At 72.1% G+C, this 12,228-nt stretch carries 14 protein-coding genes; 2 read left to right on the forward strand and 12 right to left on the reverse strand.

Going from position 1 to position 12,228, the window contains the following annotated elements; genetic code table 11:
* On the forward strand, nt 1-236 hold a 236-nt coding region (locus tag AC08OV_RS17650; RefSeq protein WP_476619968.1), incomplete at its 5' end, for a TetR-like C-terminal domain-containing protein.
* A 739-nt stretch (nt 237-975) separates the two neighbouring features.
* Complete coding sequence (locus AC08OV_RS17655; protein ID WP_462187969.1) at nt 976-1,293, forward strand: type II toxin-antitoxin system RelE family toxin; 318 nt, start codon at nt 976-978, stop codon at nt 1,291-1,293.
* 82 nt (nt 1,294-1,375) lie between these two features.
* Here AC08OV_RS17655 and AC08OV_RS17660 read toward each other — a convergent pair whose 3' ends face one another.
* The 12 genes from AC08OV_RS17660 to AC08OV_RS17715 form a co-directional block, all read right to left on the reverse strand.
* The gene (locus AC08OV_RS17660; RefSeq protein WP_476600292.1) at nt 1,376-1,957 is read right to left on the reverse strand and encodes a TerD family protein; all 582 of its coding nucleotides are present in this window, start codon (nt 1,955-1,957) and stop codon (nt 1,376-1,378) included.
* Nucleotides 1,958-2,004: 47 nt separating this feature from the next.
* The gene (locus AC08OV_RS17665) at nt 2,005-3,069 is read right to left on the reverse strand and encodes an MBL fold metallo-hydrolase (protein ID WP_476619969.1); all 1,065 of its coding nucleotides are present in this window, start codon (nt 3,067-3,069) and stop codon (nt 2,005-2,007) included.
* Nucleotides 3,070-3,384: 315 nt separating this feature from the next.
* Nucleotides 3,385-4,392 (reverse strand): hypothetical protein, encoded by a 1,008-nt coding sequence (locus AC08OV_RS17670; protein WP_476614213.1) that lies wholly within the window; start codon nt 4,390-4,392, stop codon nt 3,385-3,387.
* Nucleotides 4,393-4,555: 163 nt separating this feature from the next.
* The gene (locus tag AC08OV_RS17675) at nt 4,556-5,020 is read right to left on the reverse strand and encodes a lycopene cyclase domain-containing protein (protein ID WP_476614212.1); all 465 of its coding nucleotides are present in this window, start codon (nt 5,018-5,020) and stop codon (nt 4,556-4,558) included.
* Entirely contained in the window at nt 5,017-5,397 is a 381-nt protein-coding gene (locus tag AC08OV_RS17680) for a lycopene cyclase domain-containing protein (protein WP_462203265.1), read from the reverse strand. Before AC08OV_RS17680 ends, AC08OV_RS17675 begins: the two co-directional genes overlap by 4 nt.
* A 52-nt stretch (nt 5,398-5,449) precedes the next feature.
* Complete coding sequence (locus AC08OV_RS17685; protein WP_476614211.1) at nt 5,450-6,163, reverse strand: thiamine phosphate synthase; 714 nt, start codon at nt 6,161-6,163, stop codon at nt 5,450-5,452.
* Nucleotides 6,144-6,407, reverse strand: a complete 264-nt coding sequence (gene thiS / locus AC08OV_RS17690; protein WP_462187962.1) for a sulfur carrier protein ThiS — start codon at nt 6,405-6,407, stop codon at nt 6,144-6,146. The genes AC08OV_RS17685 and thiS overlap by 20 nt, the downstream gene beginning before the upstream one ends.
* A gap of 65 nt (nt 6,408-6,472) precedes the next feature.
* On the reverse strand, nt 6,473-6,796 hold the full coding sequence (locus tag AC08OV_RS17695) for an Rv2175c family DNA-binding protein (RefSeq protein WP_476600306.1): 324 nt from the start codon (nt 6,794-6,796) through the stop codon (nt 6,473-6,475).
* Between the two features lie 127 nt (nt 6,797-6,923).
* Nucleotides 6,924-8,609, reverse strand: coding sequence for a Gfo/Idh/MocA family protein (locus AC08OV_RS17700; protein WP_476619970.1), 1,686 nt, complete (start codon nt 8,607-8,609; stop codon nt 6,924-6,926).
* A gap of 231 nt (nt 8,610-8,840) precedes the next feature.
* On the reverse strand, nt 8,841-10,103 hold the full coding sequence (locus AC08OV_RS17705) for an NAD(P)/FAD-dependent oxidoreductase (protein WP_476615710.1): 1,263 nt from the start codon (nt 10,101-10,103) through the stop codon (nt 8,841-8,843).
* 39 nt (nt 10,104-10,142) lie between these two features.
* Nucleotides 10,143-11,309, reverse strand: a complete 1,167-nt coding sequence (gene thiH / locus AC08OV_RS17710) for a 2-iminoacetate synthase ThiH (RefSeq protein WP_476615711.1) — start codon at nt 11,307-11,309, stop codon at nt 10,143-10,145.
* The gene (locus AC08OV_RS17715) at nt 11,306-12,181 is read right to left on the reverse strand and encodes a thiazole synthase (protein ID WP_476619971.1); all 876 of its coding nucleotides are present in this window, start codon (nt 12,179-12,181) and stop codon (nt 11,306-11,308) included. Before AC08OV_RS17715 ends, thiH begins: the two co-directional genes overlap by 4 nt.
* Between the last annotated feature and the right edge of the window lie 47 nt (nt 12,182-12,228).

Raw genomic sequence — 12,228 nt, forward strand, 5'->3', positions numbered from 1 at the left:
AGCCGGTCGTGGTCCACGCGATCGAGCGCGGCGAACTCCCGGCCGGCACCGACCCGACCGAACTGCTCAAGGCGCTGGCCGCGCCGATCTACTTCAAGCTTGTGGTCCTCGGTGAACCGGTCGACACCGCGGGCGCCGACAGCGCCGCCGCGGCGACGCTCGCGGCCGCCGTGGCCGGCGTGTTCTGCCCGGTGCGGGTGCCCCCGCCGACGCCGTCCGCCAATCGTGCGGAATAACCGATCCTGGCCGGGCGGCATAATCCACTCCACGTGAGTAGCGTCACTTTCCAGACTCCTCGACGGGGTTGACAGTCGGACATTCTGCTGTAGTCGGTGGGTGTCCCGCTGGCCGCCTACGACAGGGTGCTTGCGCTGTAGCCAGCTATCCTGGCTGGTACCCGGTACGTCGGGTTGCCCGCCTCGTAGCGCACCTTCCGAAGATCCCAGGCGAAGGTCTCCAGTGGCCCCGCGGCTGGATCCAGAGGTCGCTCCTGACGTGCCACACCACCTCCTCGTTCCACAAGATCCAAGGGCACTCGTCAGTCCGGACGCGCGCCGGCAGGCCGCGGTACGGCGCGCGGAAACGGACACACCGGACGTGTTCAACAGTAGCCGCCCTGTCACGCAGAGGATGTCCCGTGAGTGAATCGAGCGGGTACCCCGTCCTCACACTGCGGGCCAGGAGCCGCATGGGACGGCATCCACCTACAAGGACGCAGGGAGCAACCCAACTGTGACAGGATCGTCACCCCAGGCAGAAAAACGGCCCGGCCGGACCGCCAACACCGGAAAGGCCGACGCTCCAGAGGGCAGAGCTGCTGGCAGCTGCTGACAGGACGCTACCGTTTCCCCGCATGGGGGCGAGAAGCGCGAGCCCCGGTGGAGGCGGGCGCATAGGATCTTCACGTGGAGAACGTGGAGCTTTCCCCGCTTCCGGCCGCCGGAGGACGGCTGGCCGGCGGGACGGGAGCCGGCGGTGAGTGACAAGCACGAGGTGACGCTGTCCGCCTCGGCCGAGCGGGACCTGTCGAAGCTGGCCGAGCTCACCCGCGGCGAGGTCCGCCGGTTCCTCGACGGTGCCCTGCGCGACGATCCGCGCAAGGCCGGCACTCCGATCCCCGGCGAGCAGGTCGGCATGCACGAGGCCAGCGGGCGGACCTGGCGGATCCTCTACCGGATCGACGCCAACACCTGTTCTGTGCGCGTCATGGTCGTCGCGCCGCGAGGAGCCCGCTCCCGGGTCGTGCCGACGATCGGCAACGCCCGCCCCGCCACCGGATGGCGCCGCGTCTGAACCTGTGGGAGCGGAGGCGGTCAGCGGTCACGAGGCTCGTACGGTCACGAGACTCGTACGGTCACGAGACTCGTACGGTCAGTCAGGTAACGTTGACGCCGAAGTCCAGGGCGATCCCGCGCAACCCGGAGGCGTATCCCTGGCCGACGGCGCGGAACTTCCACTCCCCACCGTAGCGGTACAGCTCGCCGAAGATCATCGCCGTCTCCGTGGAGGCATCCTCGGTGAGGTCGTAACGGGCCACCTCCGCGCCGTTCGTCGCGTCCGTCACCCGGATGAACGCGTTACGGATCTGGCCGAAGGCCTGCCGACGCGAGTCGGCATCGTAGATGGACACGGTGAACACGACCTTCGCCGCCTGCGGGGTCAGCGTCCGCAGGTCGACGTTGATCTGCTCGTCGTCACCGCCGCCGCCACCGACCAGGTTGTCACCCAGGTGCTTCACCGCACCGTCCGGACTCACCAGATTGTTGAAGAACACGAAATAGCCGTCGGAGAGGACCCGGCCGGCGTCATTCACAATGATCGCGCTGGCGTCGAGGTCGTAGGCGGCACCGGTGGTCTGCCGCACCTGCCACCCCAGGCCCACCGTCACCGCAGTGAGGTTGGGGACGACCTTGCTCAGCGAGACATTGCCGCCCTTGGACAGCGACACGGAGGTCATATCCTCACCCTAGTACCAATGGTCCCCGCCCTGCCGACCGGCGGGCCCTACGGCTCGATCAGGCGCCACCGGTCTGGTGTTCCCGGCTCGGAACGCGCCGCGCCGGTTGCCTCCAGCGTCGCGAGATACGACATCGTGTCCATCACGGCGTTCTGCAGCGCCACCCCCCGCAGGTTCCGGAACGGCCGATGCCAGGTCACGTACCCGGCGACGTCCCAGACCCGCGAGGCACCCGCGCGCAGTCCCTCGACGACCTCGGACAGCCGGCCGGCGTGATGCGCGTCGAGCTCCGCGAGCCGGCGCTCCAGCCCGGTGAACCGGTGCTCGTGCGCCGGCAGCACCTCCTCGGCCGGCAGGCCCCGCAGCCGGGCCAGCGAGCGCAGGTAGTCGCCCAGCGGATCAGGAGCAGCCTCCTCCGGCGCGGGTACCCCGACCGCCGTCGAGGGCAGGACGTGGTCCCCGGAGAACAGCAGCCGGTTGGTCGGCTCCCAGAAGCAGAGGTGTCCCGGCGAATGGCCCGGTGTCCACAGTGCGGTGAGATCCCAGCCCGGGATGTCCGGCCGGTCGCCGTCCTCGATGAGGATGTCGGGTCGCGGCAGGCCCCGGGCCGGCTGCTGGTAGCCCGCCAGCAGGCGCTCGGTCATCTCGGCGGGCGCCCCGGCCCGGGTCATCAGCTCGGAGATCCGGTCAGCATAACCATGTTCGAAGTGCCGGAGCATCGCCTCGTCCAGGGGATGCAACGAGACCCACGCCCCGGATGCTTCCCGGATCCGGTTCGCCAGGCCGTAGTGGTCCAGGTGCGCATGGGTCACCACGACGCCCTGCACGTCGGCCACCGACATCCTGATCATCGCCAGTCCGGCCTGCAACGCGTCGAACGCCTCGTCGAAGTCCCAGCCGGCGTCCATCAGGAACGGGCCCGTGGAAGTCTCGAAGACGTACACGAACACGTGCGCCGGTTTGGCCCAGGGCAGCGGGACGGGGATACTCCACAATCCCGGACGCACCTGCTCGACCGGCGGCAGGGGTCGACGCCACCGCGCGGCACCGTCCCGGCCGGCCCGCTCCACGGCCGGCTTCACGGCCGGCTGCGGCCCGGTCTGACGCGGCACACCGACATCCCCGAGAGCAGCGTCCACGACCTCACCCACCCGTTTTCTCCGGCGCCCGGCGGCGCGTGCATCGCGTACCGCGGCGCCCCGGGTCTGCAACACCCGTCTTTGGATGATGCCCGTCTTTGGATGATGCCGCGCCCCTGATCGTTCCCCATCCGCGACGAATGGTCGTCGCGGTGATGCCTTCACCACCCGACAAAACCTTGGCGCGTCCTGGCCAATCTGTCATGCTATACCGTGCCGTCCGGTACCCCCCGAACCGGGCGGCACCATACTTTCCCACCGCCACCGCCGCCGCCACCACCGCGCCGATCAGGAGGGGCAGGGCAGAACGGTGAGGGATCCCGGTGCCCGGGAGTGCCGCCCGTCGAGATCGGTCACCGTAGCCGTGTAGGTGATCGCCCCGGCCGCACGGGCCGGGCCCACCGGGCCGGACCACGTCGACCGGTTACCCGTCGCCCGGTCAAGGACCAGCGAGACACTCGCCCTGCCTCCGTCGGGGAGGCTCACCACGAGCTCCACGGCGAAGATGCCGGTCGCGTCAACGACGGACACCGTCACCGTGGACACCGCTGCCGGGGACGCGGTCGCCGGGGACGCGGTCGCCGGGGACGCGGTCGACCTGGCGGCCGGCGCGCAGCCGGACGGGTACAGCGTCGTCGGCGCCGCAACCATCGATACCACCTGTGGCGAGCCGTCGACCCTGGCGGTGACCCGCACGTCGCCCCCGCCGCCCCCCTCGCGGGGCCTGATCGGAACGGTCACGTCGATCGGTCCGGACGGTGCCGCCGCCCGGTCAAGAGTGATCACCAGGGGGACGACGGCCCCCGGATCGATCCGCGACCGGCCGGGCATCACGGTGAGCCAGGACGGGCTGGCGCCGATCACGACGTCGACCGGCGCCGTGCCCTCGCCACGCAGGTCAAGCCGCCAGACGGAGTCGACGTCACCCAGGTCGGCCCTGGTCGAGCTCAGGCCGAGGGCCGGGCCGGAGGGCCGCGGAGCGACCGGGACGGCCGGTGACCCAGGCTGCGGTCCGGTCCGCGGTCTCGCGGCGGTCGGGGCGACCCGCGGCGGAACCGACCCGATGCCGGCGCTCGGGGAGGCCACGGGCGCGGTGGGAAAGGCTGGACCGGCACCCGGCCGAGCAGTGACCGGGGCTGCCGTCACGTCCGCCGGCCCGTCCTCGTCACCGGGCACGGGTGCCGGCGGTGCGACCGGCGCACCCGGCCTGCCTCCGGAGGAACCCGCACGATGGTCGCCGGCCATCCGCCCACGCACAACCACCAGACCCGCAACGATGACGACCAACGCAACCACTACAGCAATGATGCGTCCCCACCGGATCGGCAGGATCCGACCTGAACGCCCCCAGGGAGAACGGTGACGTCCCGGCGATCCCGGGCCCCCCGCACCATCATGCGTCATCATGACGAGATTAAGCCGACGGATTCTCGCGAGGGGACCAATTCGCTCGTTTCCGTCACGAAGTACGCTGAGATCTCTCTCGACCCTCGGGCCGAGGCGGGATGCCCCGATTCTCCCCGTTACCCCCGTTGTCGCCGTTGTCGCCGTTGTCGCCGTTACTCCCGTTGTCGCCGGTCTCCCTGCTCTCCCCGGTCCGCCGGCTGCGGGGCCGGCCGGGCGGCCCGCCCCGCAGCCGGCGCCCCCACCAGACCCACCATGCCAACGTCTGGGTCACCAGCGCGAAGCCGAACAGCAGATCCTCGACCGGAGCGTGTGCGATCCGCGGGCCGAGGATCCGGCGGGGGTCGTAGACGACGACGCCGAACCCGGTGAGGATCCCGTTGGAGATCAACTGGAACAATGCGATGATCGCGTAGGAAGTCCAGAAAACCCGCCGGGTCAGCAGCCGGGTCCGCAGGACCCACAGGTCCATCGCGATCGCCAGCGCGACCCCGACGACCGCTAGGGCCGTGTAGCTCACGGCCGATCACCATCGGGAGTCCCACCGGAACGCGTCGCGCTCGGATGGGCGGGCTCGTCGCCGACGTCCCAGCCCCGCACCGCGCGCACGGCCTCCAGCGTCAGGATCGCGCACATCGGCACCACGACGAAGAACAGCAGCTCCTCCAGGGGAAGGCTCCCCGGAAGCAGGACCCCGGTGATGCGGCGCCGGTCGAAGCTCCAGTGCCCCGCGGAGACGGCGAACAGGTCCCAGGCAACGAAGATCACGATGACGGGGGCGAGGGTCAGCAGCAGTCGAACCGGCCGGGCGTACACCCGGGTGCCCAGAAACACCTCGAGCGGCGCCGTTCCGAGCAGGCATCCCGCCAGGACCGCGAGGTAGCTCAGATGGCGCATCGGCGGCTGGGGCGGAGGCTCGGACGGCGCATCGACAACTCTCAGACGGCTCTCAGACAGCGCGCAGACGCCGAGCGAGGGCAACGGCGCTCGCGGCCGGATCCTCGGCCCCGGTGAGGCCCCGCACGACCACCACGCGGCGCGCTCCCGTCGCGAGGATCTCATCCAGGGTATCCAGACCGACGCCACCGGTGACGAACCACGGCTTCACGCCCGGGACGAACGGAGGAGCGTGCCGCGCGGCCAGCCGGGGCAGGCCCAGGCCGACCGGCGGCCGGCCCTCCTTGGTGGGCGTGGCGTGCACTGGCCCCACGCACACGTAGTCGACGTCGGGGTCGGCGAGCGCCGCGAGGAACTGGTCGGGATCGTGCGTCGACTGTCCGATCAGCACGTCCGGGCCCACCAGGCGCCGGGCGAACCGCGGCGGGATGTCGCCCTGACCGACGTGCAGGATGTCGACCCCGGCGAAGGCGGCGAGGTCGGCGCGGTCATTCGCGCTGACCAGCACTCCCCTGGCGCCGGCGGCGGCCTGCACCCGCCGCAGCCCGCCGAGCTCCTCGTCCCATTCAAGCCCCTTCTCCCGGAGCTGGATCAGATCGACCCCGGGGGCCTCGGGCGTGCCGACCACGGCGCTCAGGAAGGCGTCGAACTCGGCCCGACGCGGCGTGCACAGGTACAGGCGGGCGTCGGCCAGCCGCCGCAACCGGTCCGCCCGGGCCGGCCCACCGGCGCGCGGCGACGATCCCTCAACCTCCGGCGACAGCACGCACGATCTCCAGAATGTCGCCGTCGGCGAGCCGGACGGCGGGCATCTCGGACGGCGTCAGCGCCACGCCATTGTGCTCGACCACCACCGAACCGGACGGCAGGCCCAGCTCGGCGAGCAGGTCGGGCAGCGGCTGGCCACTCGGGATGCCCCGCGGCGCACCATTGACGACGACCCGCGCCCGGGCGAGCGGCTCCAGGTGCGCACGCGGGTGCGAGTGCGAGTGCAGCGGACGATCGACCATTTTTCGACCCTACGGGAGCAGCGCCCGCCGTGCGGGCGGTGGGTACGGCCGGGACCGGGCCGGGGCTAGAAGGCCGACGCCTGGGCCCGTCGTTTGACCTCCTTGCCACGGTTCTCGATGAGTGCCTGCATGGGGGTGCCCGGCAGGCTCGGATCCTCCCGGAAGATCCAGTCGAGCGCCTCCTCATCGGTGAACCCCGCGTCGGCCAGCACCGTGAGCAATCCGGGCAGCCCCTTGACGACGGCGCCGTCCCGGATGAAATCGGCAGGCACCCGCAGGACGCCCCCCTCCCGCTGGGCCAACAGCGTCCGGTCGCGCACCATCTGCCGGACACGGGTCACGGGAACCTGCAGCTGATCGGCGACGTCAGGCAGGGTCAGCCAGTCCATGGTCAAGAGTAAACACCCAAGTCTCGATGGCGTCGTACGGTGCCGGCGCGGCCGCGGACGTTGGCCGCGCCCCTCGGCGACCGGATGACCAGGCAGTTCCCGGCCGGGACAGTCCGGCCGGAACGGGTCAGAGCGGAGCCACCTGGGCGCCGCCCGCGACCGCCGAGCGCACCGCCGCCTCCAGCACCGCGACCACCGGACGGGCGGTCTCCACGCCGTAGCCGGACAGCGGCCAGCCCGAGACGAGACAGTCCGCCAAGTCCCGGTGAAACATACTGCCCGAGGTGGGTGCCAGCGGGATGTGGCTGCGCACCCCGTCATGAGTGATCAGCATGAGCGACCCCGCCTCCGCCTCGAGCACCCCCGCCTCGAGCACCCCCGCCTCGAGCATCTCGGCCTCGAGCATCTCGGCCTCGGACCGGCGACCGGCGTGCCGTCCCAACCGCGGCACCAGCTTCCCCTCCCCGTCCCGGAAAGCCCCGCCGTCCCGGGAAGCCCCGCCGTCCAAGATCAGCGAGCCGGTGGACCCGAGCACCTCGAACCGCGGGCGCCGGGCCACCGTCAGATCGGAGACCGTGACCTGCGCCTCGGCCCCACTCGCGAAACGCAGCAGCAGCCGGCTGTGGTCAGCGTTGCTGACGTGGTGCCAGACCCGCTTGACGGTGGACGCGCTGACCCATTCGACGGGCTCGTCGACGAGGGCGAGGATCTGGTCGACGCAGGCGCTGCCCCGGTCATGGAGCTGCCCACCACTGATCCGCTCGTCGTCGTGCCAGGTGCCGGCCGGCCGGCGGAACCCGCCCCGGTGGGCGTCCAGCCGCAGCGGCTCGCCGACGGCGCCGCGGTGCACGACGGCGCGGACCGCCCGGTAGCCCGGGTCGTCCCGACCCTCCGGATACACCGCGAGCACCAGGGACCGGGCCTCCGCGAGCTCCGCGAGCTGGTCGGCATCCGGGGTCGACAGGCAGAGCGGGGCGTGCACGACGACGTGTTTGCCGGCCTCCAGCGCACGACCGGCCCATTCGAGCCGGGTGTGGGTCGGTGTGGCCACGATGACGACCCCGAGATCGGGATCGTTGACTAGGTCGTCCGGGTCGTCAACGCGGCGCGGCGGGCGACCCGCCGCGTGCGCCGGGAGCCGGCCGGCACCGCCGTCACAGAGGGCGGCGAGTTCCAGGCCCTCGGTCGCGTCCACCGCCGAGTGGTGCGTCCCGGTGGTGTCCGGGGTACCCAGCAGCCCGACCCTGGCCGGCGCGGCGTCGAGCACGCCGAGGCAGTGCCGCAGCCAACGTCCCACAAGCCGGTGGTAGGCGGGATCGGCGAGCACGGCGGGACCGGTACCCAGGGTGAATATGCCGAGGCCCGTGGAGGGCCGCCAGGTGCAGACGGGATGCTCGCCCATCTCGTGCCGGACCAGGAGCAGCCGCTCCACGTCGTCGGCAATCTTGTCGGAGATGATCCAGCTCTCCCGGGGGCGGAAGTCCGCGGACCGGGCCATGACCGCGCCGCCCTGCGGCCCGACGGTCAACCGCAGGCCGTAGGGCGCGGTGGTCCGCCCCGGGATGAGACCGGACGCCTCGATGAGCGGACTTCCCGGCGGCAGCGCCCGCATGGTCGGCCCGGCGAGCAGGACCGGGACGGTCTGCCGGGCCCGGTCCAGCAACTCCTGCTCGACGTGGTCGAGCGGACGGTCGATGAGCACGAGAAGCGCGTCGGCCGACCGTGCCGAGGTCGGGCCGAGACCCGCTGCCCGCAAATGGTCGCCGAGCGCGTTCACACCGGCCAGGTTCGACACCAGGTGAATGCGAGGCACGTCTCCGCACTCTAGTGACCGTTCCTGACGTTCCGGCGATTGGGGTCGCCAAACAAGGATCCGCACAAGGATGCGCACATAACGCAATGGCCGGCAGGGGCACCAATGATCCTGATATCCAGAAATCCCGCCATCCAGCCGACCGGAACGCCGGGAACGCCGGGAAAACCCGGAACGCCGGGAACACCGGGAACACCGGGAACACCGGGAACACCGGGCCGTCACCGGGCGTCATCGACTTGCCGCGGCCAGTTCCTTCATCGACACGGAGATATCGGCGAAACGCTCCCGATCCGGGATACCGTCGGCCGCCATCAACCGGCGACCGGCGACCATGTCCATCGGGCGCCCCACGGTGACCAGCGCTTCGAGACGGCCGTCCCGGGCGAACCACCCGGCCGACCAGCCGGGCGGACGCCCGCCGCCGGGCGGCACGACGACGCCCGGATCGCCCCGGAACACCAGGGCGGCCTCCGCCGAGGGCAGTCCCGCGAACTGCACCATGCGGCCGAACTGTTCCGACCAGAAGTAGGGCACCGGGTCGTAGACGGCATCCCCGCCGAGCAGCGTGGTGACCGCGACCGCGGGCGACTGCTGGGCGCAGTCCCAGTGCTCGACCCGCAGCCGCCGCCCGTAGCGACGCGACCACCAGGCGGCACAGTCACCGACCGCGACCACCGGCGGCGGGTCGCCGTCGGCATCGTCGGCATCGTCGGCATCGTCGGCATCGTCGGCACCATGGGCCCACTGGGCGGCGAGATGCTCGTCGACCACGACTCCCCGGTCGAGGGCGAGCCCGGAACCGGCGAGCCAGGCGATACCGGGCCGCACCCCGACGCCGACGACGACCTCGTCCGCGATCAGCTCCTCACCGCCGGCCAGCACCAGCCCGTCGGGGGTGACCCGCTCCACGGCCGTAGCCAGGCGCAGGGTGACCCCGGCCCGGGCGTACCACGCGATCGTGCACCGGCCCACCTGCGCGCCGAGCGCGGCGAACAGCGGCGAGGCGGCCGCCTCCACGACGGTGACCTCGGCACCGATCGCTGCCGCCGCCGTAGCGACCTCCGCGCCGATCCAGCCGGCACCGACGATGACGAGCCGGACGCCGGGGCGCAGGGCGTCACGCAGGCGCCGGGCGTCGTCAATGGAACGCAGGACCCGCTGCGGGCCGTCGCCCGGCAGGGTTACCGGCTCAGCTCCCGTCGCCAACACCAGGCCGTCGTAGTCCAGCGGCCCCGCGTCGGTCTCCACGGTGCCCGGTCGCAGGCCGGTCGCCCGCCGCCCGAGGCACACCTCGACCCCGTCGAGGTCGAAGGGCAACGTCGTGTCGTCGATACGGCCGGAGAGCACGGCCTTGGACAGGGGCGGACGATCGTAGGGCCGGTGCGGCTCCGCCCCGAGCAGGATCACCTCTCCCGCGAAACCACGTGCGCGCACCTCGGCGGCGGCCCGGCCCCCCGCCATTCCCGCGCCCACGACGACTATTCGCTGCATTCGAGCAGACTATCGATGACCCGCGACGCCGGGCCGCCGTCACCGCACCGGGTCCACGAGCGGGAAGGCGTCCTTCCACACCGGCTCGTACCCGGCTTCGGCGAGCATCGCGGCGATCTGTGCCGGCGAACGCTCGTCGGAGATCGAGAACTGTTCCTGGGCCGTGCCGGGCGTGGTGTAGCCGCCGGGTTCGGTGGAGGAGCCGGCGCTCATGGTGGTCACGGCGATGCGGACGAGCCCGTCGCGCAGCACCGCCGGCTCCCGGGTCGACAGCGACAGCGCCAGGTCCGGCTCGAACAGGCGCAGGGCCGCGTACGCCTGGACGAACTCCGCGTCGCCGACGACGACGACCGGCGGGAACCCGCTGGCACTCGGCTTGATGCGCGGCAGCGCGATCGAGACCTCGGTCCGCCAGTAGCGACGGGAGAGAAAGGATGCGTGCGCGGCCAGCGCGAGCACGTCAGCGCGCCAGTCCGGGGCGAGCCCGAGCAGCGCGCCGATCCCGAGCCGGCGCGCCCCGGCCCGCGCGGCCCGTTCGAACGAGGACAGCCGCCGGTCGTAGTCACGCTTCCAGCCGGCGACATGCACCTCGGCGTAGCGGGCCCGGTCGTAGGTCTCCTGGTAATGGACGACTCCCTCCAGCCCGGCACGCACCAGCCGGGCATAGGTGTCGTCCGACCAGGTCTGGGTCTCGATGCTGATCGAGGGGAACATCGGCCGCAGCCGCTCGACCACCGCGACGAGGTAGTCGGCCGACACCTCGACGCGATGCTCGCCGGAGACGAGCAGCAGATGACGGAACCCCCGGTCGGCCAGCAGGCGTCCCTCCGCTACCACCTCCTCGATACCCAGCGTGCGGCGCACCACCGGCAGGCCCTTGGCGAAGCCGCAGTAGGTGCAGGACGACAGGCAGGCGTTCGACACGTACATCGGGGCGAACAGCCGGACCGCCCGACCGAACCGGAGCAGGGTCGCCTCCCGGGCGGCAATCGCCAGCTCCTCCAACCGGGCGGTGGCCGCGGGTGAGAGCAGGATCGCCAGCTCCGCGAGACCGATCCGGGGGGTGGCTGACCCGCCGGATCCGGGCCGAACCCGCCGCAGCACCGTGCCCACCTCGGCGGACGTGGCCCGCCGCGACATCGCGGACAGCCCGGCCAGGTCGTGACCGGCAAGTTCGCGCGCGAACTCCCCTGGCGGGGCGCTCACCTGGACGCCTCGCCCACCACCGCCGCCGGCACGGGTGCCGGGGACGCCGCCCGGGACGCCGAGGGCACGGGCGACGCCGAGGGCGACGCCGAGGGCGACGCCGGTGACGGGTGGGCGCCGAGGAACCCGGTGAGCGGGGAGGAGGCGGACGCCACCGTGGCCGGGCCGGCGGCCCCTCGGCCGGCCAGGAAACCCAGCCGGCCGGCGGCGGTGGCGAGCGCGAAGGCCCGCGCCATGCGCGCCGGATCGGCGGCCACCGCGATGGCGGTGTTGACCAGCACCGCGGCCGCGCCGATCTCCATCGCCTCGGCCGCGTCCGAGGGCACCCCGAGCCCGGCGTCCACCACCACCGGGACCCCGGCGCTCGCCACGATTGCCTCGATCGCGTCCCGGGTGCGCAGCCCGCGGTTCGAGCCGATCCAGCTGCCCAGCGGCATCACGGTGGCGCAGCCGACCTCCTCCAGCCGGCGGGCCAGCACCGGATCGGCCGAACAATAGGGCAGGACCGTGAAGCCGTCGGCCACCATGAGCTCGGCGGCGCGCAGGGTCTCCACCGGATCCGGCGCCAGGGTGCGCGGATCCGGGGTGACCTCCAGCTTGACCAGACCGGTGCCCGTGGCCGCCCGCCCGAGGCGGGCCAGCCGCAGCGCCTCGGCCGCGTCCACCGCTCCCGAGGTGTTGGGCAGCAGGGTCATCGACGGCGGGATGAAGTCGAGAATGTCGCCGTCACCGATCCGGCCGATGTCGACCCGGCGCAGCGCCACGGTGACGATAGTGGCACCGGAGGCGACGAGGCTGTCCCGCATCACCTGGTGACTCGCGAACTTCCCGGTGCCGATCAGCAGCCGGCTGCCGTAGGACCGCCCGGCGATGACGAGACCGTCCGCCCCCGCGGCACCGTGCCCGGCCTCACCACCGC

It is taken from the genome of Frankia sp. CeTa3Moorea (assembly GCF_978021225.1).

Coding starts and splice junctions, on each gene's coding strand:
- AC08OV_RS17680 (WP_462203265.1), bottom strand. CDS start 5,397: ATGCGCCATCTGAGCTACCTCGCGGTCCTGGCGGGATGCCTGCTCGGA.
- thiS (WP_462187962.1), bottom strand. CDS start 6,407: ATGGTCGATCGTCCGCTGCACTCGCACTCGCACCCGCGTGCGCACCTG.
- AC08OV_RS17705 (WP_476615710.1), bottom strand. CDS start 10,103: ATGCAGCGAATAGTCGTCGTGGGCGCGGGAATGGCGGGGGGCCGGGCC.
- AC08OV_RS17695 (WP_476600306.1), bottom strand. CDS start 6,796: ATGGACTGGCTGACCCTGCCTGACGTCGCCGATCAGCTGCAGGTTCCC.
- AC08OV_RS17660 (WP_476600292.1), bottom strand. CDS start 1,957: ATGACCTCCGTGTCGCTGTCCAAGGGCGGCAATGTCTCGCTGAGCAAG.